The 24,577-nt window shown below is 71.0% G+C and carries 28 protein-coding genes; 15 read left to right on the forward strand and 13 right to left on the reverse strand.

Annotated elements, in window-relative coordinates; genetic code table 11:
- The first annotated feature begins 25 nt into the window (after positions 1-25).
- Together AC3WXD_RS05745 and AC3WXD_RS05750 are read left to right on the forward strand one after the other, a co-directional pair.
- Positions 26-946, forward strand: a complete 921-nt coding sequence (locus AC3WXD_RS05745) for a LysR family transcriptional regulator (protein ID WP_020203252.1) — start codon at positions 26-28, stop codon at positions 944-946.
- A 120-nt stretch (positions 947-1,066) separates the two neighbouring features.
- Positions 1,067-2,323, forward strand: coding sequence for a cation:proton antiporter (locus AC3WXD_RS05750; RefSeq protein WP_020203251.1), 1,257 nt, complete (start codon positions 1,067-1,069; stop codon positions 2,321-2,323).
- Positions 2,324-2,452: 129 nt separating this feature from the next.
- Here the strand turns inward: AC3WXD_RS05750 and AC3WXD_RS05755 are convergent, their stop codons facing one another.
- Positions 2,453-3,460 carry a sulfate ABC transporter substrate-binding protein gene (locus AC3WXD_RS05755; RefSeq protein ID WP_020203250.1) on the reverse strand — a complete coding sequence of 336 codons (1,008 nt, stop codon included), beginning with the start codon at positions 3,458-3,460 and terminating at the stop codon, positions 2,453-2,455.
- A gap of 120 nt (positions 3,461-3,580) precedes the next feature.
- The gene (locus tag AC3WXD_RS05760) at positions 3,581-4,120 is read right to left on the reverse strand and encodes a carboxymuconolactone decarboxylase family protein (RefSeq protein ID WP_454733513.1); all 540 of its coding nucleotides are present in this window, start codon (positions 4,118-4,120) and stop codon (positions 3,581-3,583) included.
- A 145-nt stretch (positions 4,121-4,265) separates the two neighbouring features.
- Here AC3WXD_RS05760 and AC3WXD_RS05765 point away from each other — a divergent pair, with 145 nt between their 5' ends.
- On the forward strand, positions 4,266-5,225 hold the full coding sequence (locus AC3WXD_RS05765; RefSeq protein ID WP_492323244.1) for an AraC family transcriptional regulator: 960 nt from the start codon (positions 4,266-4,268) through the stop codon (positions 5,223-5,225).
- Positions 5,226-5,232: 7 nt separating this feature from the next.
- Here AC3WXD_RS05765 and AC3WXD_RS05770 read toward each other — a convergent pair whose 3' ends face one another.
- The 6 genes from AC3WXD_RS05770 to AC3WXD_RS05795 form a co-directional block, all read right to left on the reverse strand.
- On the reverse strand, positions 5,233-6,198 hold the full coding sequence (locus tag AC3WXD_RS05770; protein WP_492323245.1) for a 2-dehydropantoate 2-reductase: 966 nt from the start codon (positions 6,196-6,198) through the stop codon (positions 5,233-5,235).
- 87 nt (positions 6,199-6,285) lie between these two features.
- Positions 6,286-6,819, reverse strand: a complete 534-nt coding sequence (locus tag AC3WXD_RS05775) for a winged helix-turn-helix transcriptional regulator (protein ID WP_454733516.1) — start codon at positions 6,817-6,819, stop codon at positions 6,286-6,288.
- Between the two features lie 88 nt (positions 6,820-6,907).
- The gene (locus tag AC3WXD_RS05780) at positions 6,908-7,087 is read right to left on the reverse strand and encodes a hypothetical protein (RefSeq protein ID WP_492323246.1); all 180 of its coding nucleotides are present in this window, start codon (positions 7,085-7,087) and stop codon (positions 6,908-6,910) included.
- A gap of 34 nt (positions 7,088-7,121) precedes the next feature.
- The gene (locus tag AC3WXD_RS05785) at positions 7,122-8,666 is read right to left on the reverse strand and encodes a DHA2 family efflux MFS transporter permease subunit (protein ID WP_155888080.1); all 1,545 of its coding nucleotides are present in this window, start codon (positions 8,664-8,666) and stop codon (positions 7,122-7,124) included.
- A gap of 122 nt (positions 8,667-8,788) precedes the next feature.
- Entirely contained in the window at positions 8,789-9,898 is a 1,110-nt protein-coding gene (locus AC3WXD_RS05790; RefSeq protein WP_492323247.1) for an HlyD family secretion protein, read from the reverse strand.
- A 23-nt stretch (positions 9,899-9,921) separates the two neighbouring features.
- Positions 9,922-10,470 carry a winged helix-turn-helix transcriptional regulator gene (locus tag AC3WXD_RS05795; RefSeq protein ID WP_029043669.1) on the reverse strand — a complete coding sequence of 183 codons (549 nt, stop codon included), beginning with the start codon at positions 10,468-10,470 and terminating at the stop codon, positions 9,922-9,924.
- 207 nt (positions 10,471-10,677) lie between these two features.
- Between AC3WXD_RS05795 and AC3WXD_RS05800 the strand changes: the two genes are divergently transcribed.
- The 8 genes from AC3WXD_RS05800 to AC3WXD_RS05835 all read left to right on the forward strand — a co-directional run bounded on the left by AC3WXD_RS05800 (position 10,678) and on the right by AC3WXD_RS05835 (position 17,798).
- Complete coding sequence (locus AC3WXD_RS05800) at positions 10,678-12,114, forward strand: efflux transporter outer membrane subunit (RefSeq protein WP_492323361.1); 1,437 nt, start codon at positions 10,678-10,680, stop codon at positions 12,112-12,114.
- 182 nt (positions 12,115-12,296) lie between these two features.
- A complete protein-coding gene (locus tag AC3WXD_RS05805; RefSeq protein WP_020203239.1) occupies positions 12,297-13,052 on the forward strand; it encodes a GntR family transcriptional regulator in 756 nt (251 codons plus the stop codon).
- Between the two features lie 60 nt (positions 13,053-13,112).
- Positions 13,113-13,895 carry a transporter substrate-binding domain-containing protein gene (locus AC3WXD_RS05810; protein WP_020203238.1) on the forward strand — a complete coding sequence of 261 codons (783 nt, stop codon included), beginning with the start codon at positions 13,113-13,115 and terminating at the stop codon, positions 13,893-13,895.
- Positions 13,896-14,008: 113 nt separating this feature from the next.
- Positions 14,009-14,674: an amino acid ABC transporter permease gene (locus tag AC3WXD_RS05815; RefSeq protein WP_020203237.1), complete on the forward strand. Its 666-nt coding sequence runs from the start codon at positions 14,009-14,011 to the stop codon at positions 14,672-14,674.
- Positions 14,671-15,327 carry an amino acid ABC transporter permease gene (locus AC3WXD_RS05820; RefSeq protein ID WP_454733519.1) on the forward strand — a complete coding sequence of 219 codons (657 nt, stop codon included), beginning with the start codon at positions 14,671-14,673 and terminating at the stop codon, positions 15,325-15,327. The genes AC3WXD_RS05815 and AC3WXD_RS05820 overlap by 4 nt, the downstream gene beginning before the upstream one ends.
- Positions 15,308-16,036: an amino acid ABC transporter ATP-binding protein gene (locus AC3WXD_RS05825; protein WP_020203235.1), complete on the forward strand. Its 729-nt coding sequence runs from the start codon at positions 15,308-15,310 to the stop codon at positions 16,034-16,036. The genes AC3WXD_RS05820 and AC3WXD_RS05825 overlap by 20 nt, the downstream gene beginning before the upstream one ends.
- Before the next feature lie 168 nt (positions 16,037-16,204).
- Complete coding sequence (locus AC3WXD_RS05830) at positions 16,205-16,456, forward strand: DUF1488 family protein (RefSeq protein WP_020203234.1); 252 nt, start codon at positions 16,205-16,207, stop codon at positions 16,454-16,456.
- 49 nt (positions 16,457-16,505) lie between these two features.
- On the forward strand, positions 16,506-17,798 hold the full coding sequence (locus AC3WXD_RS05835) for an NRAMP family divalent metal transporter (RefSeq protein WP_059411838.1): 1,293 nt from the start codon (positions 16,506-16,508) through the stop codon (positions 17,796-17,798).
- A 33-nt stretch (positions 17,799-17,831) separates the two neighbouring features.
- Here AC3WXD_RS05835 and AC3WXD_RS05840 read toward each other — a convergent pair whose 3' ends face one another.
- The gene (locus AC3WXD_RS05840; protein WP_492323248.1) at positions 17,832-18,755 is read right to left on the reverse strand and encodes a LysR family transcriptional regulator; all 924 of its coding nucleotides are present in this window, start codon (positions 18,753-18,755) and stop codon (positions 17,832-17,834) included.
- Positions 18,756-18,864: 109 nt separating this feature from the next.
- Here AC3WXD_RS05840 and AC3WXD_RS05845 point away from each other — a divergent pair, with 109 nt between their 5' ends.
- Positions 18,865-19,608 carry an SDR family oxidoreductase gene (locus tag AC3WXD_RS05845; RefSeq protein ID WP_492323249.1) on the forward strand — a complete coding sequence of 248 codons (744 nt, stop codon included), beginning with the start codon at positions 18,865-18,867 and terminating at the stop codon, positions 19,606-19,608.
- Between the two features lie 164 nt (positions 19,609-19,772).
- On the opposite strand, the gene AC3WXD_RS05850 is transcribed toward AC3WXD_RS05845, so the two are convergent.
- Positions 19,773-20,291 (reverse strand): hypothetical protein, encoded by a 519-nt coding sequence (locus AC3WXD_RS05850; RefSeq protein ID WP_492323250.1) that lies wholly within the window; start codon positions 20,289-20,291, stop codon positions 19,773-19,775.
- Here AC3WXD_RS05850 and AC3WXD_RS05855 point away from each other — a divergent pair.
- From AC3WXD_RS05855 to AC3WXD_RS05865, 3 genes are all read left to right on the forward strand, one after another.
- Positions 20,290-20,568, forward strand: coding sequence for a hypothetical protein (locus AC3WXD_RS05855; protein WP_492323251.1), 279 nt, complete (start codon positions 20,290-20,292; stop codon positions 20,566-20,568). The two genes, AC3WXD_RS05850 and AC3WXD_RS05855, sit on opposite strands and share 2 nt — an antisense overlap.
- A 96-nt stretch (positions 20,569-20,664) precedes the next feature.
- Complete coding sequence (locus AC3WXD_RS05860) at positions 20,665-20,919, forward strand: hypothetical protein (RefSeq protein ID WP_052165880.1); 255 nt, start codon at positions 20,665-20,667, stop codon at positions 20,917-20,919.
- Entirely contained in the window at positions 20,912-21,295 is a 384-nt protein-coding gene (locus tag AC3WXD_RS05865) for a type II toxin-antitoxin system PemK/MazF family toxin (RefSeq protein ID WP_029043667.1), read from the forward strand. Before AC3WXD_RS05860 ends, AC3WXD_RS05865 begins: the two co-directional genes overlap by 8 nt.
- A gap of 20 nt (positions 21,296-21,315) precedes the next feature.
- On the opposite strand, the gene AC3WXD_RS05870 is transcribed toward AC3WXD_RS05865, so the two are convergent.
- From AC3WXD_RS05870 to AC3WXD_RS05880, 3 genes are all read right to left on the reverse strand, one after another.
- Positions 21,316-22,245: a GntR family transcriptional regulator gene (locus AC3WXD_RS05870; RefSeq protein ID WP_492323252.1), complete on the reverse strand. Its 930-nt coding sequence runs from the start codon at positions 22,243-22,245 to the stop codon at positions 21,316-21,318.
- Between the two features lie 158 nt (positions 22,246-22,403).
- Positions 22,404-22,946, reverse strand: coding sequence for a flavin reductase family protein (locus AC3WXD_RS05875; RefSeq protein WP_492323253.1), 543 nt, complete (start codon positions 22,944-22,946; stop codon positions 22,404-22,406).
- Between the two features lie 111 nt (positions 22,947-23,057).
- Complete coding sequence (locus AC3WXD_RS05880; RefSeq protein WP_492323254.1) at positions 23,058-24,383, reverse strand: hypothetical protein; 1,326 nt, start codon at positions 24,381-24,383, stop codon at positions 23,058-23,060.
- Between the last annotated feature and the right edge of the window lie 194 nt (positions 24,384-24,577).

Here is a 24,577-nt window from a genome sequence, read left to right on the forward strand (position 1 = left end):
CCGGGGCGATATAACCAACCCACCTATGGACTTCCGTCAACTCCGCTATTTCGTCGCCGTGGCCGAAGCGCTGAGCTTCAGCGAGGCCGCGCGCAAGCTGCACATCAGCCAGCCGCCGCTGAGCACCCAGATCAAGGCGCTGGAGGACGAGCTGGGCAGCCCCCTGCTCGACCGCTCGCGCCACCACGTGGCGCTCACGCCCGCCGGCACGCTGTTCCTGGACAAGGCGCGCGCGGCGCTGGGCAACCTGGAGCAGGCGCGCGAGGTGGTCAAGCAGGTGGCCGCCGGCGAGGCCGGCGAGATCCGCGTGGCCTTCACCGCTTCCGTGCCGATGCAGGACGCCTTCCCGCGCGCGGTGCAGCGCTTCCGCCTCGGCCATCCGCGCGCCACGCTGGAGCTGGTACACATGTCCACCGGGCAGCAGTTGCAGGGGCTGGAGAAGGGCGAGATCGACATCGGCTTCCTGCGTCCGTCGCCGCAGTTCTACCCGCCGCCCAGCATCACCGTGCACGAGGTGCTGGCGGACCGGCTGGTCGCCGTGCTGCCCGCCGCGCACGCGGCGGCGCAGCCGCAGGCGGCGGACGAGGCGGCAGACGAGGCGGCCGGGCTGGACCTCGGCACGCTGTCCGCCCAGCCCTTCCTGCTGTTTCCGCGCGGGCTGGGCTGCGGGCTGTTCGACCACGTGACCACGCTGTGCAACCGCGCCGGCTTCGCGCCGCGCATCGCGCAGGAGGCGCGCGAGGCCACCACCATCATCGGCCTGGTGGCCAGCGGCGCCGGAGTCTCGGTGCTGCCGGAGATCTACGCGCGCACCGGCATCCCGGGCGTGGCGTACCGCGCGCTGGCCGGCCCGGACGCGGGCAGCCGGGTGCTGGTGGCACACCGCGCGGGCGCGCTGTCGCCGATCATGCGCCGGTTCCTGGCATTCTTCGACGTGGGCGCCTGACCCCGGCGCGCGCCGGGCGCTGCCACGATCCTGTCAACGATGTGGCATAGAATACACATGGCGCGTCCGCGCGCGATCCCATCCATCTCGCAACGCCTGTAAGGCAGGAGACCCCCTCGCATGACTGTATTCCAAGGGACCGGCGCCCTTTTCACCCTCATCGCCATCTTCGGCGTCATCAACTACCGCTTCATCAAGCTGCCCGACACGCTGGGCATCACCGCCGTCGGGCTGGTGACTTGCCTGAGCGTCTCCGTGCTCGGCTTCAATCATCCCGAAATGGTCGCCCAGGCCCGCAAGCTGGTGGCCCAGATCGATTTCTCCGACGTGGTCTTCCACGGCCTGCTCAGCCTGCTGCTGTTCGCCGGCGCGCTCCACGTCGACCTCTCGCGCATGCGCCGCCAGCGCCGCGCGGTGCTGCTGCTGGCCACCGTGGGCGTGGTGATCTCCACCGCCGCCGTGGGCGCCGGCTTCTATTACGTGGCGCAGTGGCTCGGCCACCCCATCAGCCTGCTGTGGTGCCTGGTGTTCGGCGCCCTGATCTCCCCCACCGACCCGATCGCCGTGCTGAGCGTGCTCAAGAGCGCGGGCGCGCCGGAAAGCCTGGAAACCAAGATCGCCGGCGAGTCGCTGTTCAACGACGGCACCGCGGTGGTGGCCTTCCTCACGCTGGTGGGCCTGGCCACCGGCGCCACCGAATTCTCCGCCGCGCACGTGGCCACGGCGCTGGCGCGCGAAGTGCTGGGCGCGCTGGTGCTGGGCGCGGCGCTCGGCTACGGCGCCTCGCTGCTGCTGCGCGGCATCGAGAGCTATCCGGTGGAGATTCTCATCACGCTGGCGCTGGCCACCGGCGGCTACAGCCTGGCCGAGCTGGTGCACGTGTCCGCGCCGCTGGCGGTGGTCATCATGGGGCTGGTGATCGGCAACCACGGCGCCGCCACCTCGATGTCGGAGAAGACGCGCGAGCACCTGTTCAACTTCTGGGGCCTGTTCGACGAGCTGCTCAACCTGGTGCTGTTCGGCCTGATCGGGCTGGAGATCATCGCGCTGTCGCTGCACCTGCATATCGTCTGGCTGGGGCTGGCAGCGATTCCCGTGGTGCTGATCGCGCGCGCCATCAGCGTGGCGATTCCGCTGCTGGCGCTGCAGAACTTCCGCCGGCTCAACCCGCACTCGGCCACCATCATGACCTGGGGCGGGCTGCGCGGCGGCATCTCGATCGCGCTGGCGCTGTCGCTGCCCGAGTTCCACGGGCGCGAGATGCTGATCGGCGTGACCTACCTGGTGGTGGTGTTCAGCCTGCTGATCCAGGCCACCACGCTGGGCAAACTGGTCAAGCACCTGAATGCGCGCAACGGGTTGAATGCGCCGAGGTAGCGGGGGAATGCGGGGGCGGGCGGGGCGCGGCGGCTTTGCTTCCTAGCGCCGCCGGCCCTCTCCCCCGTCCCGTCTCCCGCAAGCGGGAGAGGGGAGAAAACCCCGTTGATATTCGGGGCGTCGGGCGGCTTACTGCCGGCCCTGGTAGATCTTGTCGAACTCGCCGCCGTCGGCGAAGTGCCGGCTTTGCGCCTGCGCCCAGCTGCCGAACACGTCATTGACCGTAAACAGCGTGATCGGGCGGAACTGCGCCGCGTGCGCCTTGAGCACCGCCGGCGCGCGCGGCCGGTAGAACTGGCTGGCGATCACCTCCTGGCCGGCGTCGGACCACAGGTACTGCAGGTAGGCCGTGGCCACCTTGCGCGTGCCGCGCTTGTCCACCACCTTGTCGACCACCGCCACCGGCGCCTCGGCGATGATCGACTGGCTCGGGTAGACCACCTCGAAGCTGTCGCCGAGTTCCTTGCGGATCTGGTGCACCTCGCTCTCGAAGGTAGCCAGCACGTCGCCGAGCTGGCGCTGCGTGAAGCTGGTGGTGGCGCCGCGCCCGCCGGTGTCGAGCACCGGCACGTTGCGGAACAGCCGCGTCACCGCCTCGCGCGCCTGTGCTTCGCCGCCGCCCTTGCGGATCGCCGCGCCCCACGCCGCGAGGTAGGTGTAGCGGCCGTTGCCCGAGGTCTTGGGATTGGGCACGATCACCTGCACGCCGGCGCGGCCGAGGTCGTCCCAGTCGAGGATGCGCTTGGGATTGCCCTTGCGCACCAGGAACACGATGGTGGAGTAGTACGGCGCGGCGTTGTCGGGCAGCCGCTTCTTCCAGTCCGGCGCCACCACGCCGCGCTGCACCAGGATGTCAATGTCGGTCTCCTGGTTCATCGTCACCACGTCCGCGTCCAGCCCGTCCGCCACCGAGCGCGCCTGCTTGCTCGAGCCGCCGTGCGACTGGTTGACCACCACGGTCTCGCCGGTGGCCTGTTTCCAGCTGGCGATGAAGCCGGGGTTGATGTCGCGGTACAGCTCGCGGGTGACGTCGTAGCCGGCGTTGAGAATGGCCGTGTCGGCCTGCGCGGCAAGCGGGGAAAGCGCGGCGGCCGCCAGCAGGCTGGCGGCGAGAAGGCGAGGCAGGATCGTTGGCATGGCGGGCGGACGAGTGGAAGGATCCACCATTCTCCACAGCGGCGGGCCGCGGTGAAACGAAGCATTCCGCATGTCGATAGCCGCCCGGGACGGGAGGGCCGCCGACCCTCCCCGCCCCGCTCACGCCACCTTGGGGAAATCCACCACCGTGTCGTTGACGCGGTTGAACATGTTGGTGAACAGGATCGCGCTCACCGCCTGGATACTCTCGACGATCTGGCGGTCGGTATAGCCGGCGGCGCGCACGGCGTCCACCGCGCCCGCGGGCAGCGTGCCGCTGGTCTTGACCAGGGTCAGCGCGAAGCGGACCAGCGCGTCAATCTTGCCGTCCTCGGCATAGGCGCCGGCGCGCAGCTCGCGGGTCTGCTCGGCGCTGTAGCCGGCCATCTTGCCGGTCAGGGTGTGCGCGGCCACGCAATAGTCACAGGCCGAGGCTTCGCTGACGGCGAGGTTGATGGCCTCCACTTCGCGCGCGCTCAGCGTGGAATTCTTCTGCAGCAGCGCGCCGGTCTGCAGCACGTTGGCCAGCACGGCCGGCGCGTTGCTGCCGATGGTCAGGTAGGCATTGGGAACCTTGCCGACGGCCTTCTTGATGGCGGCGAACAGTTCGGCGGTCTGGCCGGTGGCTTCGGCGGCGGCGATGGTGTGAAGACGGGACATGATGGACTCCTTTGCGGGTTGGTTGATGGACCGCGCGGCGTTCGTGCGCGCTGCATCCATGACCCGAAGTCTAGGCGCCGAAACTGTCCTTTACCGCATATAATCGTCGCATTATCTTGCCTTATCGTCTCAACCGTACCCGATCATGGACAGCCTGACGGAACTGGTCCGCATGCTCGCGCCTGCCGGCACCGTGGACCTGCACTGCCACTTCGCCGGCATCTGGCGCGTGGAGAACGCGGCCGCGCCGCCGGGGCACCTGCCGTACCACATCATCCTGGGCGGGCAGGCGCACGCGCAGGTGGGCGGCGAGGCGCTGCAGCTGGATGCCGGCGACGTGCTGCTGTTCCCGCACGGCAACGCGCACACGCTGCGCAGCCTGCGTGCCGGTGCCGATGCTGCCGCCACGGCCGCGCCGCAGGCCCGCTTCAACGGCCTGCTGACCGAGCTGTCGATCCCCGGCGACGATGCGGGGCTGGACATGCTGTGCGGCACCTTCGTGCTGGGCCTGCCGGGCACCATGCTGCTGCGCCACCTGCCGCCGGTGCTGCGCATCGCCACCGCGCAGCGCGCCGACTGCGCGTGGCTGGCGGCCCTGATCGGCATGATGCGCAACGAGGCGCAGGCGCCCGAGCCGGGCGCGGCGGCGGTGATCGGGCAGTTGTCGACGGCGCTGCTGACCTTGCTGCTGCGCGCGCTGATCGCGCAGGGCGGCGCGAGCCACAGCCTGCTGGCCCTGATGGCGGACGCGCGCCTGGCGCGCGCCGTGGACGCGGTGCTCGCGGCGCCGGCCGAGCCGTGGTCGGTGGCGTCGCTGGCGCAGGTGTGCAACGTGTCGCGCGCCACCTTCGCGCGGCGCTTCGCGCAGCTCAGCGGCGAGACGCCGCTGCAGTTCGTCACCACCTTGCGCATGGAAATGGCGGCGCGCCTGCTGACGCTGGACCGCGAATCGGCGGCCAGCATCGGCGAGCAATGCGGCTATGCCTCGGAGGCGGCCTTCGGGCGCGCGTTCAAGGCATATTTCGGCGTGGGGCCGGGCGCGTTCCGGCTGGCCGCGCGCGAGCGGCGCGCGGCCGCCGCCGCGCAGGCCGCGGCGGCCGGCTAGGCGGCCTTCAGCCGGCGGCGCGGCGGGCCTGCTGGGCCTCGTAGACCTGCAGATGCGCGTAGGCGGTGCGCACCAGCGGCACCGCGTGCCCGAGGCGCACGGCGCGGTCGGCCATGTCGCCGACGATGTCGCGCGCCTCCAGGCGTGGCGCGCCCTGGGCGATGTCGCGCATCATCGAGGCGGCCCAGGCCGAGCCGGCGTCCAGCAGCCGCTCGTGCATCGCCTTGCCCACCGGCTCGGGCAGCGCGTGGCCCGACAGGCGCGCGACCGCGGCGCATTCGTCCATCGCCTGCCGCATCAGCGCGCGGCCGTCGTCGGTGCGCACGATCTCGCCCACGGTGCCGCGCATCAGGCAGGTCATCAGCGCGCCGGAGGCGATCATCACCCACTTGTTCCACAGCGCCTGGTCCACGTCCGCCGACAGCTCGCGCGTGCCGGGAGTGGCGGCCGCCAGTTCGTGGAACGCGCGCGCCAGCGGCTGCGCCGCCTCGGCGCGCGCGCCGACCACAAGGCGGTCGCCGGGGCCCTGGTGGATCACGGTGCCGGACGCATCCAGCGTGGTGGCGATGTAGGAAACGCCGCCCAGCACGCGCGCGCGGCCGTAGCGCGCGTCCAGCGTCTCGTAGGCGCGCAGGCCGTTGACCAGCGGCAGGATGGCCGCGGCCTTGCCGCCATTGCCGCCCCCGCCGCCCCCGCCGTCCAGCGCCGGATCGAGCGCCTGCATGGCGCTGTCGAGGTCATAGGTCTTGCAGGCCAGCAGCACGAGGTCGTAGCCGGGCCGCACCCCGGCGGCCTGCACCGTCTTCACCGGGGTGCGGATGTCGCCCAGCTCGCTGCGCACCACGAGGCCGTCGCGGGCCAGGATTTCGGCGCGCCGCGGCCGCACCAGGAATGTGACATCCGCGCCCGCCTGCATCAGCCGGCCGCCGTAGTAGCCGCCCATCGCGCCCGCGCCCAGGACCAGAATTTTCATGACGTCTCCCGCCTCGATGAAATAAGTGAAACCAGCAAAATGCACGGCAGGCCGGGCGGGCGCCGCGCCTGTCCGCCGCGGAGCCTGCTAGGCCTGCCCTGCCACATCGTCGGGCGCCGGCCCGGCGCCCGACAAGAACCCTTGCGCGGCGGCAAGCCGCCTGCGCGTGCCCTCCGCCGCCGCCGGCCCGGGCGCCAGCGTGTACCGCGCGAAATCGAGGCGCTCGCCGGTGCCGGCATCCACCAGCACCGGCTCGGCCACCCTGCCGGTGGCCTTGTCGACCACTTCCACGCTCGCCCCTTCCGGCGCGAAATGCTTGTTGCCCCAGGTCAGCATGGCCAGCAGCACCGGCAGGAAATCGCGCCCCACCGGCGTCAGCACGTATTCGTAGCGCGGCGGCTTCTCCGAGTACTGGCACCGCGCCAGCAGCCCCTCCTCCACCAGCGCGGTGAGCCGGCGCGTGAGCATGTTGGGGGCGATGTCCAGGTTCTTCTGGAAGTCGTCGAAGCGGCGCGTGCCGTAGAACGCCTCGCGCATCAGCAGCATGCTCCACCACTCGCCGACCCGTTCCAGCCCGCGGGCGATGGGGCATTGCATGTTCCTGAAGGTCTTTCTCTGCATGGTCGGCGGCTCCGTTCGGCATCACGATACTTTCACCATGATAGCCAAACCGCCGGCCACGCCCGCCCATGCCGCCTTCCTGTCTCTTTCATGTCTCCTTCATGTCGCCTGCCGGCCGCGCGCCGGGCCGCGGCGGCACGCGGCAGTACATGTTGTCGGCGCGGGCGCAGGCCAGGCTGCTGCCGGGCGGCGCCTCGGTGGCGGCGCCGGCCGCCCCCGCGGCCAGCAGCGCCACGCCGGCCAGCGCGGCCAGATGGCGAACGAGCATGGTTGTCCTCCACGGCGGCAAGGCCGGCCCGGGTTCAGTGCGCATCGGCCGAGGGCGCCTTCGGCGGCGCCACCTTGCGCATCAGCGGCACCATCGCGGTGGCGATGACGAAGCAGGCCATGATGGCGACGAAGACGTCGCCGAAGCTCTGCGTCTGCGCCTCGCGGTAGGCCAGCGTCCAGAGCTGCCTGACGGCGGCCGACTGCGCGCCGGCCGGGTCGAAGCCCCAGGCGGCCATGCTGCTGCCGGCCGACTGCAGCAGCGCGGCCATCGCCTCGTTGCCGGCGTTGAGATGCTCGGCCAGCCGCAGGAAATGCAGGTTGGTGCGGTCGTTGAGGATGGTGGCGCACACCGCGATGCCGATCGCGCCGCCCAGGTTGCGCATCAGGTTGAACAGCCCCGAGGCCAGCTTGAGCCGCTCCGGCGGCAGCGCGCCCAGCGTCAGCGTGACCACCGGCGCCACCGCGAACTGCTGCGCCATGCCGCGGAAGGCCTGCGGCAGCATCAGTTGGTCGGCGCCCCAGTCGCTGGTGATCGGCGCGAACTGCCACATCGAGAACGCGAAGCAGGCCAGCCCGACCATCAGCAGCCAGCGCAGGTCCACGCGGTTGGCGAAAAACGCATAGAGCGGGATCGACATGACCTGGAAAACGCCGGTGGAAAACACCGCCAGCCCGATCTGCAATGCGCTGAAGCCGCGCACGTGGCCGAGGAACAACGGCGTGAGGTAGATGGTGGCGAAGATGCCCACGCCGGCGATGAACGAGAAGAAGCAGCCGAGCGCGAAGTTGCGGTCCTTGAGCGCGCGCAGGTCCACCACCGGGTTGGCGTAGGTCAGGCTGCGCCACACGAAACCGACGCTGGCCAGCGCGGCGATCCAGGCCGTGGCGCGGATGGTGTCGTCGCCGAACCAGTCCCAGCGCGGGCCTTCTTCCAGCGTGTATTCGAGGCAGCCGAGGAACAGCGCCATCAGCGTCATGCCGAGGTAGTCGGCGCCGCGCACCAGCGACCAGTTGGGCCGGTCCACGCGCACGAACATCGGCACCGCGACCATGACGAAGATGCCCGGCACCAGGTTGATGAAGAACAGCCAGTGCCACGAGAAGTGGTCCGTGATCCAGCCGCCCACGGTGGGCCCGAGCGTGGGCGCCAGCGAGGCCAGCCCGCCGATGGTGGCCGCGGCGATCACGCGCTGCTTGCCGCCGAAGAACATGAACGCGGTGGTGAACACCAGCGGGATCATCGAGCCGCCCAGGAAGCCCTGCATGGCGCGGAAGGCGATCATGCTCTGGATGTTCCAGGCGATGCCGCACAGCAGGCTGGTCAGCGTGAAGCCCGCCGCCGACGCCGCGAACAGCCAGCGCGTGGACATCACGCGCGCGAGCCAGCCCGACAGCGGGATCACGATGATCTCCGCGATCAGGTAGCTGGTCTGCACCCACACGGTCTCGTCGGTGCCGGCCGAGAGCCCGCCGCCGATGTCGCGCAGCGAGGCCGAGACGATCTGGATGTCGAGCAGCGCGATGAACATGCCCACGCACATGGTGGCGAAGGCGAACACCTTGGCGCCGGTGGTCATCGACGCCGGCGAGAAGTCCGGCAAACCCGCGGGCGGGCGGACCGGCGCGGGCTGCCCGGCAGCGGTGCCGGACTGCGCGCCGGATTGCGTGCCGGATTGCGCGCCCGCCAGCGCGGCGCCGCTCATTGCCGCACCTGCGCGTCGGCGCGGGCGTCGATCTCGGCCACCACGGACAGGCCCGGGCGCAGCTGCGCGAGCCTGGCGTCGTTCTCGTCGAGCATGATGCGCACCGGCACGCGCTGCACGATCTTGGTGAAGTTGCCGGTGGCGTTCTCGGGCGGCAGCACGCTGAACTGCGCGCCGGTGGCCGGCGCCAGGCTGGTCACGCGGCCGCGGAAGACCTGGCCGGGCAGCACGTCGGCCTCCACCGTGGCGCGCATGCCGGGCCGCAGGCGCGCGAGCTGGCCTTCCTTGAAGTTGGCGTCGACCCACAGCCCGTGCGTGGGCACCAGCGACAGCAACTGCGTGCCGCTGGCGGCGTAGGCGCCCACGCGCGCGCGCCGGTTGCCGACGATGCCGTCGATGGGCGCGCGCAGCTCGGTGTAGCCGACATTCAGGCGCGCGATGTCGCGCTCGGCGAGGGCCTGCGCCAGCGCGGCCTGGGCCTGCAGCTTCTGCGTGGCGATCACGTCGATCTGGCGCTGCGCGGCCAGCAGGCTGGCCTGCGCGCGCTGCGTGTTGGCCAGCGACTGCTTGTAGTCGGCATCGGCCTTCTGCGAGCTCTGCACCGACACCGCCGACTTGGCCGCCAGGCTCTGGTAGCGGGCCTGGTCGTCGCGGGCGCGCACGGTATCGGCATCCACCGCCGTCACCGCGGCGCGGGCCTGGCCGATCACGGCGTCCTGCAGCGCGCGCGTGGCGTCCAGGTTGACCAGCAGCGCCTGCTGCGCGGCCACCGCGCCTTCGGCCTTGGCCAGCGCGGCGCGGTAGTCGCGGTCGTCGATGCGGGCCAGCAGGTCGCCGGCACGCACCTGCTGATTGTCCGTCACCAGCACCTCGGCCAGGTAGCCGGCCACCTTGGGCGCGACCACCGTGACCTCGCCGCCGACATACGCATCGTCCGTGCTTTCCTGGAAGCGGCCGTGGGTCCACCAGTGCTGGCCGTAGAGCGCCAGGCCGACGCCGGCGGCGACCAGCGCGCCGGCCAGCACGAGGCGCTTGCGGCTGACGCGGGGTTTCGCCGCGGGGATGGGATCGGAGCCGGCCCGGTCGGCGGCGATTTCACTAGTCATGACGCTTCCTCTTCAATGCGGATTCAGGCGGCGCCCGCGGTCAGCGGGTCGCCAGGGATGGGGGCGCCGCTGGCGGCGTTGGCGCGCGCGCCGTCCGACCTCGCCAGGCGGGCGCGCATGCGCTCGCTGGCGGCCGGCCCGGCCGCGACGAAATGGTCGGCTTCGGTGATCGGCCGCCCGGTGGCGGCATCGACCAGCACCGGCGTGACGGTGGCGCCGGTATGGCGGTCCACCAGCACCACGCGCTCGCCCTCGGGCGCGTAGTGCCGGTTGCCCCACGCCAGCAGCGCCAGCATCACGGGCCGGAAATCGCGGCCGCGCGGGGTCAGCAGGTATTCGGAGCGCGGCGGCTTGTCGCAATACTGGCGGCGCTCCAGCAGCCCTTCGCCGACCAGCATCTCGAGCCGGCGCGACAGCATGTTGGGCGCGATGCCGAGCTGCTTCTGGAAGTCGTCGAAGCGGCGCGTGCCGTAGAACGCCTCGCGCAGGATCAGGACGCTCCACGACTCTCCCACCCGCGCCAGGCTGCGGGCGATGGGGCACGGGGCTGTGTCGAGCGGCGTTTTCCGCATGTTCCCTACCTCCGAAAATCATGTTGCTATCAAGATGAAAGTTAGTATAGAGTTGTAAATATCATCATGCAAGTAACTTGTTGAACGATTTTCGCGAGGCGGCGACGGCGCCGCTTCCCGGACTTCCGCAAAAGGAGATGGACAATGGATCGGACCCCGCCCCGCATCGGGCGCAAGCCAGGCCGGAAACCGGCACGCATGGGCGCCATGCGCCATGCCGCGCGCGCGGCAGGCGCGCTCGCCGCCCTCGGGCTGGCGGCCTGCGCCGCGGTCGGGCCCGACTACCGGCAGCCCGCGCTGGAGACGGCCGCCGCCTACCCGCATGCCGAGGTGCTGGCCGCGCGCGCCGCAACGCTGCCCGCGCCGCCGCTGGACAACTGGTGGACCGGCTTCGACGATCCCGCGCTGACCCGCATCGTGCAGCGCGCGCTGGACCAGAACCTGGACCTGGCCGCGTCGCTGGCGCGCGTGCAGCAGGCCCGCGCGGCGGCCGCCGAAGCCGGCGCGCAGCTGCTGCCGCAGGGCAGCCTGTCGGCGCAGGCGGTCAAGGAGCGCCAGTCGCTCGGCAGCCCGATCGGCCGCATCGCCAGCCAGTTCCCCGGCTACAACCGCAATCCCGCGCTCTATGACGCGGGCGCCGGCGCGAGCTGGGAGATCGACCTGTTCGGCGGCCTGCGGCGCGGCGCCGAGGCGGCCGACGCCGAAGCCCAGGCCGCGCAGGCCGAGCAGCTCGGCGTGCGCGTGTCGGTGGCGGCCGAAGCCGCCGACGCCTATTTCCGCGTGCGCGGCGCGCAGCAGCGCATCGCCATCGCGCAGGAACAGGTGCAGACCAACGCCCGCCTGCTCGACCTCGTGAAGCTGCGCCTCGACGACGGCCTGTCGTCCAGCCGCGAAGTCGCGCAGGCCGAGGCGCTGGTGGCGCAGGCGCGCGTCACCATCCCGCCGCTGCGCATCGAGCTGCAGACCCAGTTGAACCGGCTCGACGTGCTGATGGGCGCGCAGCCCGGCACCTACGCCGCCGAACTGGCCCGGCCGGCGGCCAAGCCCAGCCTCGCCGTGCCCGCCATCTCCGTGGCCCAGGGCCCGGCCGATCTGCTGCGCCGCCGCCCCGACGTGATCGCCGCCGAGCGCCGGCTGGCCGCCAGCAACGCGCGCATCGGCGCGGCCACCGCCGAGTACTACCCCAAGCTGTCGCTGTCCGCGCTGCTCGGCTTCGAGAGCTTCAGCACCGGCAAATTGTTCTCGGCCGGCTCGTTCCAGCCGGTCGGCGTGGCCGGCCTGCGCTGGCGCCTGTTCGACTTTGGCCGGGTCGATGCCGAAGTCGCGCAGGCGCGCGGCGCCAATGCCGAGGCGCTGGCCAACTACCGCAAGGCCATGCTGCGCGCCACCGAGGACGTGGAGAACGCCGTCGTCACCCTCACCGAGCTCGAAGCGCAGGGCAAGGAGCTGAACACCGAGATCGACGCCCACGAACGCGCGCGCGGCGCCTCCGAGGACGCCTACAAGGGCGGCGCCGTGAGCCTGTTCGAAGTGCTGGACGAAGAGCGCCAGCTGCTGGCCGCGCGCGACCAGCAGGCGCGCGTGCATGCCGACAACGCGCGCGCGGCGGTGGCGACGTTCCGGGCGCTGGGAGGCGGCTGGTAAGCCCGCCGGGCCGCCACCCCAAGCTGGCGGCCCGCACCATCGGCGTGCACGCGGCCCGGCGCGCGGCGCCGCCGGCGCCCAACTGGTGCACGCCCGCATGACGCCGATGCCATTTTTGCGTACAAAACCTGTGCGCGCTACTTGTATATCAGGCTGGCATACCTATTGCGTTACAGCGTGGCATGACTTTGCCCACGCCCGACCTTTCCGACAACGCCGCCCTGCCGCCGGCACTCCAAGCCGGCGCTGACGACGGCCGCGCCGCGTCCTCGGCCGAGATCGCCGAGCGCATCACGCAATCGATCCTGGCCCAGCGCCTGGCCCCCGGCACGCGCCTGGGCGAGCAGGCGCTGGCCGGGCTGTTCGGCGTGAGCCGCACGCTGGTGCGCGAGGCGCTCACGCGGCTGGCCGCGCGCGGCATCGTCACGGTGTCGTCGCGGCGCGGCTGGTTCGTGATCGAGCCGTCGCGCCAGGAAGCCCGCCAGGCCTTTGCCGCGCGGCGCGCCATCGAACTCGGGCTGCTGCGCTACGCGCCGCCGCTCACCGCCCAGGCCATCGGCCGGCTGCAGGAACACGTGGCGCAGGAAGAGCGCGCGCTGGCGGCCGACGACGCCGCGCTGCGCAGCTACCTGCTGGGCGACTTCCACGTGTGCCTGGGCGAATGCGCGGGCAACGTGCTGCTGGCCGACACGCTGCGCGACCTGACCGCGCGCACCACGCTGATCGCCATGCGCTACCAGTCCAGCCACCAGGCCCATGCCTCGTGCGCCGACCATGCGCAGATCGTGGCGGCGCTGGCGCGCGGCGACACCGAGCAGGCCATCGCGCTGATGGACGCCCATCTCGGCGACGTCGAAGCCGGCCTGAGCGCGGCCACGCCCGACGACCGCCCCGACCCGCTGCGCCAGGCATTGCGCCCGCTCGGGCGCGGCAACTGAGCGCCCCGGACCCGTTTCCCCTTCACCCCAACCCAAACGGCAAGCTAGCAAGGACCCCCAATGAAGCTCTCCAGACTCCTCCTCGGCCTCGGCGCCACCGCGCTCGCCTTCACCATGCACGCCGCCAGCGCCGAAGCGCTCGACGACGTGGTCAAGGCCGGCGTGCTCAAGGTTGCGGTGCCGCAGGACTTCCCGCCGTTCGGCTCGGTCAGCGCCGACATGAAGCCGCAAGGCCTGGACATCGACGTGGCCGCGCTGATCGCCAAAAAGATGGGCGTCAAGCTGGAACTGGTGCCCGTGACGAGCACCAACCGCGTGCCCTACCTGCAGACAAAGAAGGTGGACCTGGTGATCTCCAGCATGGGCAAGAACCCCGAGCGCGAGAAGGCCATCGACTTCAGCGAGGCCTATGCGCCCTTCTACAACGGCGTGTTCGGCCCGGCCGACCAGAAAGTCGCCAGCGCGGCCGAGCTGGCCGGCAAGACCGTGGGCGTGACGCGCGGCGCGGTGGAGGACCTGGAACTGAGCAAGATCGCCCCGCCCACCGCCACCATCAAGCGCTACGAGGACAACAACGGCACCATCAGCGCCTTCCTCTCGGGCCAGGTGCAGCTGGTGGCCACGGGCAACGTGGTGGCCGCGGCCATCCTGGCCAGGAACCCGCCCAAGAAGCCGGAGCCGAAATTCCTGATCAAGAACTCGCCGTGCTTCATCGGCCTGAACAAGGGCGAGCCCAAGCTGCAGGCCAAGGTCAACGCCATCCTGGCCGAGGTCAAGAAGGACGGCGAGCTCAACGCGCTGACCGTGAAGTGGCTCGGCATGCCGCTGCCCTCCACGCTCTGATGCCTCGATGCCTCGATGCCTTGATGCTCTGAAGTCCTGAAGTCCCGCCGCCCCGGACGCACCGGGGCGGCCGGTCACGCCCGCGCTCGCCGGGCGCCCACCTACGGCACCGCATGTCCTATCAATTCGACTTTCTCTCGGCCTTCGACTATGCCGGCGTGTTCGCGCACGGCATCGCCGTCACCGCCGAACTCACCGCCGTGGGCGGCGTGCTCGGGGTGGCCCTGGGCATCGCCTGCGCCTGGGCGCGCACGCAGGGGCCGGCCTGGCTGGCCGCCGTCGCCGGCGGCTACGTGGAGCTGATCCGCAATACGCCGTTCCTGATCCAGCTGTTCTTCATCTTCTTCGGCCTGCCCAGCGCGGGCGTGCACCTGGGCGAGATGACCGCCGCCATCCTGGCGATGGTCATCAACCTCGGCGCCTACAGCGCGGAGATCGTGCGCGCCGGCATCGCCGCGGTGCCGCGCGGCCAGTTCGAAGCGGGCGCCAGCCTGGCGCTGGCGCCGTTCCAGGTGTTCCGCCACGTGGTGCTGCTGCCGGCGCTGCGCAAGATCTGGCCGGCGCTGTCCAGCCAGGTGGTGATCGTCATGCTGGGCTCGGCGGTGTGCTCGCAGATCGCCGCCGAAGACCTGACCTTCGCCGCCAATTTCGTGCAGGGCCGCAACTTCCGCGCGTTCGAGGTCTACCTGCTGACCACCGGCATCTACCTGCTGCTCGCCATCGGCCTGCGCCAGGCGCTGCGCGGCATCGGCGGCCTGCTGTTCCGGAGAGCCCGATGACCGATTTCTCGACGTGGGACATCCTGCGCAACCTGCTGCTGGCCGCGCGCTGGACCGTGGTGCTGTCGCTGGTGGCCTTTATCGGCGGCGCCGCCACCGGCCTCGTGGTGCTGTTCATGCGCATCAGCCGGCGCGCGGCGGCGCGGCGCGCGGCCTGGGCCTTCATCGAAATCTTCCAGGGCACGCCGCTGCTGATGCAGTTGTTCCTGGCCTTCTTCGGGCTGGCGCTGTTCGGCGTGGAGATTCCCGCGTGGCTGGCCGCCGGCCTGGCGCTGTCGCTGTGGTCGGGCGCCTACCTGGCCGAGATCTGGCGCGGCTGCGTGGAGGCCATCCCCAAGGGGCAGTGGGAAGCCGCGGGCTGCCTGTCGCTGGGCCACGTGCAGCAGATGCGCCACGTGATCCTGCCGCAGGCGCTGCGCATCGCCATCGCGCCCACCGTGGGCTTTGTCGTGCAGATCATCAAGGGCACCGCGCTGGCGTCGATCATCGGCTTCGTCGAGCTGTCCAAGGCCGGCACCGTGATCACCAACGCCACCTTCAGCCCCTTCACCGTCTACGCGCTGGTCGCGCTGATCTATTTCGCGCTGTGCTGGCCCCTGTCCCGCTACAGCCGCCACCTGGAAAGGAAGCTCAATGTCGCTCATCGCCATTGAAAACGTGAAGAAGCGCTTCGGCGCCAACGAAGTGCTCAAGGGCATCGACCTCAAGATCGAAGCCGGCGAGGTGGTCGCCATCATCGGCAAGAGCGGCTCGGGCAAGAGCACGCTGCTACGCTGCATCAACGGCCTGGAAAGCATCGACGAAGGCAACATCACGGTGGCCGGCGCCAAGCTCGGCAGCACCGAGCTGGAGCTGCGCGCGCTGCGCCGCAAGGTCGGCATGATCTTCCAGCAGTTCAACCTGTTCCCGCACCTGAGCGCCGGGCGCAACGTCATGCTCGCGCCCACCGTGGCCGCCGGCGTGAGCGAGGCCGAGGCCCGCACCCGCGCGCGCGAATGCCTGGCCAAGGTGGCGCTGGCGGAGAAATTCGACAGCTATCCCGACCAGCTCTCCGGCGGCCAGCAGCAGCGCGTGGCCATCGCGCGCGCGCTGGCGATGCAGCCCCGCGCGCTGCTGTGCGACGAGATCACCTCGGCGCTGGACCCGGAACTGGTGATGGAGGTCTTGAACGTGGTGCGCCAGCTGGCCAGCGAAGGCATGACGCTGCTGATGGTCACGCACGAGATGCGCTTCGCGCGCGAGGTGTGCAACCGCGTGGTGTTCATGCACCAGGGCCGCGTGCATGAAGTGGGCGCGCCGGAAGACCTGTTCACGAAGCCGGCCACGCCGGAACTGCAGCAGTTCCTGGGGATGGCGGCCTGACACGGCATCGGCATCCGGCCAGCGTATGATTGGGGCGTGGCTCAATCCGGGCCCATACCGATCGACGAGACGCCCATCATCCGCTTTTGCGCACCGGCCCGCACGGAACGTCCGCGCGCCGCCGGCAAGCACCGGCCGGAACAGGTGTCCGGCCAACCGAGGCGCAACATGGCACTCAGCTTTCCCAACCCGAGCCGCAGCTACGACGCGGCCAAGCACTGCGTGTGGTTCTGGGGCTACGACAACGCGCGCGAAGTCACGTTCCTCGTCAACGATGCCGTGCTCGCCCATCTCGACCCGGCGATGGGCCCGGCCGAGCCCGAGGTGCTGGCCGCCTTCGACCGGCACCGCGAGCAGATCCTGGAACTGGCCAGGACCCGCTACGCGGCCAGCCGCCAGAACATGTACCTGCTTTCCTGACACAGCAGCCATGCCGCCAGGCCACGAAGGGCAGACGATGGTGCCGGACATGGAAACCACCGCCACGCAGACGGAACCCGCCGGCAATACGGCCGGATACTGGCTCAGGAAGCTCGGCCCGGGACTGATCACGGGCGCCGCCGACGACGACCCGAGCGGCATCGCCACCTATTCGCAGGCGGGCGCGCAGTTCGGCTTCAACATGCTGTGGACCGTGCTCTTCACCTATCCGCTGATGGTCGGCATCCAGGTGGTCAGCGCGCGCATCGGGCGGGTGAGCGGCCACGGGCTGGCCACCAACATCCGGCGGCACTATCCGGCGTGGCTGCTGTACAGCGTGGTCGGGCTGGTGATGGTGGCCAACACCATCAACATCGGCGCGGACGTGTCGGCGATGGGCGAGGCGCTCCGGCTCATCGCCGGCGGCCCGGCGCAGCTCTACGCCGTGGTGTTCGGCGTGATCTCGCTGCTGCTGCAGGTCTTCATTCCCTACCGGCGCTACGTCCGCATCCTGAAATGGCTCACGCTCGCGCTGCTGGCATACGTGGCCACCGCCTTCGTGGTGCAGATCCCGTGGTCCCAGGTGCTGGCGAAGATGCTGGCGCCGCGCATGTCGTGGAAGCCCGAGTACGTCACCACCGTGGTGGCCGTCTTCGGCACCACCATCAGCCCCTACCTGTTCTTCTGGCAGGCCTCGCAGGAAGTGGAGGACCAGTTGGCCGACGAGCGCGCCAGGCCGCTGATCCACGCGCCCGCGCAGGCCGACGCCAACCTGCGGCGCATCAAGATCGACACCGGCATCGGCATGGGCTTCTCCAACCTGGTGGCCTTCTTCATCATCCTGACCACGGCCGTCACGCTCAACCTGCATGGCGTGACCGACATCCAGACCTCGGCGCAGGCCGCCACGGCGCTGCGCCCGATCGCCGGGGACTTCGCCTTCGTGCTGTTCAGCGCCGGCATCATCGGCACCGGCCTGCTGGCGATTCCGGTGCTGGGCGGCTCGTCCGCCTACGCCGCGGCGGGCGCCTTCCGCTGGCGCAACAGCCTGGAGCGCGCGCCGATGCAGGCCAAGCGCTTCTACGGCATCATCGCCGTCTCCACCCTGGTCGGCATCGGGCTGGGCTTCACCGAGATCGACCCGATCAAGGCGCTCTACTGGAGCGCGGTGATCAACGGCGTGGTCTCCGTGCCCATCATGGCCCTGATGATGCTGATGGCCGCGCGCGCCGACATCATGGGCCCGTTCGTCATCAGCCGGCGGCTGAAGGTGCTGGGCTGGCTGGCCACGCTGATGATGGCGGCGGCCGTGGGCGCCATGTTCGTGACCATGCGCGCGTAGCGCTGGCGGGCGGGTGGACTGGACCGCAAACCCTCAGCGGCCGTCGAAACGCGCGGCCAGCCGCTTCCTGCGGAACGCCTCGACCACGAACGCCACGAACGCCCGCGTCTTCGGCGGCAGCAGCTTCTTGTTCGGGTAGTACAGCGACACCGGCCCGTGCTCGGCGTACCAGCCCGGCAGCAGCCGCACCAGCGCCCCGCTCTCCAGCCAGCGCGCGGCATGCTGCATCGGCAGCACGGCCACGCCGAGCCCCAGCATGGCGGCGTGGGCCATCGCCTCGGGGTCGTCGAAGATCACGCGCGTGCGGCCCGCGGCCGGCGCTTCCTCGCCGACCTGGTTGCGCAGCGTCCAGGCGCGCACGCGGCCGGTGACGATGGAGCGGCGCTCGATCGCGTCGAGCCCGGCCAGCGCGGCCGGGTGCGCCGGCATGCCGCGCCCGGCCATGTAGGCGGGCGCCGCCACCACCACCATGTAGGTGGTCGCCAGCTCGCGCGCCACCAGGCCCTCGGTCAGTTCGATGCCGCCGCCGATGGCCGCATCGAAGCCGCCGCCGATCAGGTCCACCGGGCGGTTGTCGAAATGCCAGTCCGGCACGATGGCGGGATAGCGCGCCAGGAACTCCGCCAGCAGCGGCACCAGGTATTCGGTGCCGAACGCCACCGCCACGCTCACCTTGAGCACGCCGGCGGGCATGCCGCCGTCCTGCGAGACGCTGGCGAAGGCGTCGCGCAGCGCGCCGTAGGGGTCTCCCACCCGGTGCAGGAACTGCTCGCCGCCGGCGGTCAGGGTCAGGCTGCGCGTGCTGCGCTGGAACAGGCGCAGGCCCAGGCTGGCCTCCAGCCGCGCCACGTTCTTGCTGACCGCGGCGGGCGTCACGCCGAGCCGGCGCGCGGCGGCGGAGAAGCTGCCGGTCTCGGCGCTCTGGATGAAGGATTCGAGCAGGTTGAGCGCTTCCATGCGGCCAGCTTATACCAATGGTTGAAGCAGATGATCCAGATTACGGTCTACCGGAGCCGATGTCCAGTGACCATACTTCGCTCACCTCCACTCACCCAGGAACCTCATCATGTCTGCACCCCTCTCCGGCAAGGTCGCCTTCGTCACCGGCGGCGCGCGCGGCATCGGCGCGGCGGTCGTGCGCCGGCTGGCGCGCGACGGCGCCACCGTCGCCTTCACCTATCACAGCTCCGCGGCCGGCGCCAACGAGCTGGCCGCCAGCATCGAAGCCGCGGGCGGCAGCGCCATCGCGGTCAAGGCCGACGTGGCCGACCCCGCCTCGCTCGACGGCGCCATCAACGCGGTGGCGCACCGCCTGGGCAAGATCGACATCCTCGTCAACAACGCCGGCGTGCTGCGCATGGGGCCGGTGGACAGCTTCTCGCTGGAAGACTTCGACGAGACGCTCAACGTGAACGTGCGCGCGGTGTTCGTCGCCGCCAAGGCCGTGCTGCCGCACATGGGCAACGGCGGGCGCATCATCAACATCGGCAGCTGCAACGCCGAGCGCATGCCGTTCGCCGGCGGCAGCGCCTACGCCATGAGCAAGTCCGCGCTGCAGGGCCTTGTGCAGGGCATGGCGCGCGACCTCGGCCCGCGCGGCATCACGGTCAACAACGTGCAGCCCGGCCCGACCAACACCGACATGAACCCGGAGACCGGCGACTTCGCCAACCTGATGCATGGCCTGATGGCGCTGCAGCGCCACGCCAGCACCGACGAGATCGCCGGCATGGTGGCCTACGTGGCCAGCCCCGAAGCCGGCTTCGTGACCGGCGCCAGCCTGACCATCGACGGCGGCTTCAACGCCTGAACGGTCGCGGCCGCACGCCGCGCGCGCGGCATGTCATCTCATGCCGTGCGTCGTCTCGCCCTCCCTTTGAACGGGAGGGATCGGGCGCCCGAAGTCCTCGCTTCGCGGCCCGCCCCCGGCCCCTCGCGCCGGCGCGCGGGCGCGGGCGAGGCCGGCAGCCCGCGTCACTTGCTGCGGCCGCGGTCGCCGCCGAGCGCATCGATGATGATCATGGTGCGGTCGAGCACGCCGCGGTCATCGAAGTAGGCGCTGAAGTGGGCCGGCTGGTAGCCGCTCGCATAGAGCCGGTACGACCACGCCTCGCGCTTCATGAGCGGGTAATACTGCACCGGCTCGCGCGGCAGGCCGAAACGCTGCGCCACGTCCTGCTTGGTCCAGACGCCGGGCCGGGCTTCGTAGATCTCCTTCTCGGTCAGCATCTGGCGAAAGCTCGCCAGGTTCCCGCCCGCGTCGAAATCCGCCGCGTAGACCTCATGCCCGAGCGGCTGCTTCGAGTAGATCCAGCGGCTGGTGCCGCCGTCGAGCCGATAGGTTTCCGTGGGCGCGCCGAACGCCTGGCGCACGGTGCTCTCCGGGCTGCCGATCAGCTTCCGCGCGGTCTGCGCGGGTTCGAGCGATGCGCAGGCGCACAGCGCGGCGGCCGCCGCGCCCATGCCCAGCCATCCAGGTAAGCGATATGCCATGACCATTCCCCCAGTGTCGGCACGGATGCGTGCGCCGGGCCTGATCGGTAAACACGCCAGCCCGGCGGAATATTCCATGCGCGGCGCCGCCGCCGCGCCGAATTTTGAGAATTCGCCGCATTGCCTTGCGCCGGCGGCAAGCCACAATCGAACACACCGCCATCGCGCCGGGGTTTCCGGCGGCGGGCGGATACGAGGCCGATGCGGGGCGGATGAGCGGCGGATGGGCGACAAATGCGCGACGGATTCGCCGGAAGCCCTTCCCGTCCCCCAGTGACAACACATCCTGTTGTAATACCATCGGTAATACAAAATCGCACGTAAAAAAGGAATACAATGGCGTCTATCCGAGTAACCATGCCAAGTGACCGCGATGACCCTGGCCGCCTCCGCTCAGCCCGCCCAGACCACCCTTTCCTTCCGCACGACGCAGGAGTTCGCCATGCAGACACGTGAATTTGCCCGCCGCGCCGGCATGTCCAGCTCGGACTACGTCCGCGAGGCCGTGCGCGAGAAAAACGAGCGCGCGATGGCCGAGCGCATGGCCTTCCTGTCGCGCCGGTTGTCGGCCCGCTCGCTGGCGGAAAACGAATCCATGGACGACAGCCTGGAGGACGGGCTTGCCTAGGCCACAACACCGGCGCGGGGAGGTCTGGGTGATCGACCTGTCCCCGCAAACCCACAAGGAGGAACCGGGCAAGGCGGGGCGCCCGGCCCTCGTCATCCAGACCGACATCCTGAACCAGGCCGGCCACCCGACCACCATCGTGCTGCCCGGCACCACCGACATCTACGAGGACGCCGGCGGCGACGGCTTTCCGCTGCGCGTGCGCGCGGGCAAGTTCGCCAAGCCGGGCGAGCCGCCCCGGGAAACCGACCTGCTGGTCGATCAGGTCCGCGCCGTGTCGAACCACCGCTTCGTCGGCAACGCGCCGATCGGGCGGGTCAGCGAGGCGCACCTCAAGCGCGTGGAAGAAGCGCTGCTGCTGCTCACCGGGCGCTAGCGCCGGTTGGTCGGTGGCGGTCAGCTCCAGCCCAGCGTGAACGGCAGCAGCAAGGCGTTGACGATCAGCAGGCCATAGAAGATCGCCATGACCGCGGAGATGGCCCGGCGCCGTCCGTGGCCCGGTGCCGCGCCCCGGCCGCGCCGGCGCTGCCACGCATAGACCGCGCCCATGCCGAACGCGGCGACGCCGCCCAGCAAGGCCGGCGAAACCGGGACGCCCGAATCCGGCGGGGACGCGGCGGGCGCCACGGCGGTCCCGCCCGGCGAGGCATCCGAGGTGTCCGAAACATCCAGGACATCCGGCGCGCCGGCCTCCGCCGGCGCCAGCGCCGGTCCGGCCGGCCGCGCGCTGTCCCGCATCGCGGGCAATGGCGCCGGCGATGCCCTTTCCGCCACGGCGGGCACAGGTGCCGGCTTTGGCGGAACGCGCGCCGCGACGCTAGCGGCGGGCTGCGCCGAAGGCGGCACGGGAAGCGCCGCGGAGGGCGATGCGGAAGAGGATGCGGAAAGCGATACGGACGATCGCGCGGATGGCAGCCCGGATGGCGGCACGGATGGCAGCCCGGAACGGAAGCGGCCCGCATCGCGCCAGCGCCACCATTCGTGATACAGGCTCTCGAGGCAGGATGCGGATTCGCAGGCATCGCGCCGGGCGCGCCACGCGTCGACATCCGCATCGCGGATCGCGCCGGCGCGCAGCAGCCGCTGCTGCTCGGCGTGGATGCGTTCATAGCGGCTCGTCAGCGCCGCGCTGCCGCACCACGGGCGCTGGTTGCGCGGGCGCTCGCCCGTCACCAGCGAGCAGCGCATCCCGCTGCCGGGATCGTCGCAGCGCACCGATCCCTCGGCCGGCGCGGGCCCGCAGCCGGCGTCGGCTGCCCGTGCTCCGCCGGCGGCACACAGGCCCAAGGCAACGAGCGCGGCCAGGTGTCCTATGACCCTGTTCATCGTTGGTCCCCATCAAAGCGGCCACGCCGGCCTCAGAGATCAACGTAGTCGATGGCCACGGGGGTGTGCAAGGGCATGGCGAACGGGGCGCGGGAGCATGCACTTTCGCCGGCGCCGCGGCGGCGCAATGCGCGTCCGCCTGCGCTTGCGCGGGTGCGCTACACGCCCGGCGGCAGCTTGGAGGCCATCATCTCCCGCCGGTCGAACTTGCGCCCGTCGACGATGAACGTGCCGTCGCCGACGGCGTGGACCATGCGCTGCTCCTTGCGCTCGGGATCGATCCACGCGGCGACGGCCTCCAGCACGACGATGTCGTGCTTCTTCACGATGTCGATGACCTTGCACTCGATGTTGGCGAAGCACTCCCGGATCAGCGGCGCCTTGACGACCTTGCCCGGCACCGGCGTGAGCCTGAACCGGGCGAACTTGTCCATGTCCGCGCCGGAGCACGTGCCGATGCCGACCACCGTGTCCAGCATGTCCACCGTCGGAATGGCGATGACGCATTCCTCATGCTTGCGCAGCGCCGCGTAGGAGTAGTTCCACGCACCCGTGGTCAGCGCGAACACCGGCGTGAAGTCCATCACCATCGTCCACGAGATGGTCATGATGTTGTCCTTCTGCCCGTCATGGGTCGTCACCAGGACGACCGGGCCGGACTCCATCAGGGTAAAGACCTTGCTCATTTCCATTTGACGCATCGAAGGCACCTCGCGATGGTTGGCAATGCACGGCGCGGCGGGCGCAGGCAAGCGCACCCGCCGGCCACTGACTCATGCTACGCAATCGCGCCCGGCCCGGCTTGCCCTGCGTCAACCTCTTGGGTCATGCCCATCGTGCCCATCGTGCCCGGCCGCGTGCCGGGGCGGCAGCCCGCCCGCGGCCTTCACGCGGCGAAACACCCGCACCGCGCACAGCAGCTGCAGCCCGAGCCAGGCGTTGGCGAGCGCGAACGCCATGCCGCCGGCCAGGGCCAGCCAGCGCGGCGCCAGCGGCAGCGCCAGCAGCAGGACATAGGCGAGCAGCAGCAGGCGGGCCTGCCAATGCTGCCGCGCGGGCGCAATGATCGCCTGCATGGCCGGCACCCGCGCCGGCAGCGGCAGGCCGCGGCGCAAGTGCAGCCAGATCACGAACGGCACGATCTTGCCCGTCATGGCCGTGACCGGCAGCACCCCGCATCCGACCAGCACCGCCGTGCCGATCCACCAGGGCAGCGCGGCCACCCCGTGCAACAGCGGGGCCGCCATCGCCAGCGCCGCCGCCGCGAGCGCGCTCAGGCAGGCCGCGACCCAGAGCCGCCAGCCGGGATCATGCCGGCGCCGCGCCCGCAGCATGCCGCGCAGCCCGAGCAGGGCCAGCAGCGCCAGCAGCAGCAGGAGCGGCAGCGCGCCCACCTCCGCCAGCGCCGGCAGGTCGACCGCCACCCCGCTGTAGCCCAGCAACAGCAGCCAGATTCCCCACGGCAGGAAGGACGCCACCACGGCGGGCAGCCGCGGCGCCTGCCAGAACATCGGCACCACCGTGGTGGCGACGCCGGCGACCAGCGCGGCCAGCCAGCCCACCAGGCCCCAGGCGACGTGCAGTTGCAGCAGCGGCCGCAGCGGCAGTTGCCACTGCCCGCCGAGCACGCCGGCCAGCGCCGCGCCGGTGGCCACGGTCACGATCAGCGGCGCGCCCGCGCGCGCCAGCGTGCGCGTGGTGGCATCCGCCGCGGCCACGCGCGCGCCGGCCCGCAGCAAGGCCAGCCCGACCAGGCCCAGGAACGGCGCCCCGAGCAGGATCGCCGCGCGGAAACCGGGCAGCCAGCCGGCCACGAACCCGCCGGCCAGCCCCAGCGCGGCGCCCCCGCCCAGCAGCGCGGCCAGCGGCGCCAGCGCGGCGGTGCCGGGCACCCGCACCCCGGCGATCACCGGCATCATCTGGAACAGCGCGCCCACCATGACGGGCGCCAGCATGCCCAGTGCGAGCAGATGCACCACCGCCAGCGCGACCGGCGCGAACCGCGACGGCAGCCCGTCCGGCGGGCCGAATGCCAGCAGCAGTCCCGCGGCGGCGCCAAGCCACGGTGCCGGCAGCAGGCAGCCGAGGACCACGGCGGGCCGCGGCGCGTTCTCGTATCTCAGGCGCGCGGGCTTCATGGGTGCTCCGGGAACCGGCCCGGGGTGTGGCCCGGGGTGTGGCCGGGCACGGCGGGACACAAGGAAAAGCATGGCGGGCAAAGCGGCGGTTTCGGCATCGGATCAGTCCCCCGCCCGAAGCGGGAAGCAAGGCGCGGGGCAGGCGAACAGGCAAACAAGCAAGGCGCGGACGGCCCCGCGCCGTCCATCCCGCC

The organism is Cupriavidus sp. FW216-B1 (assembly GCF_058789195.1).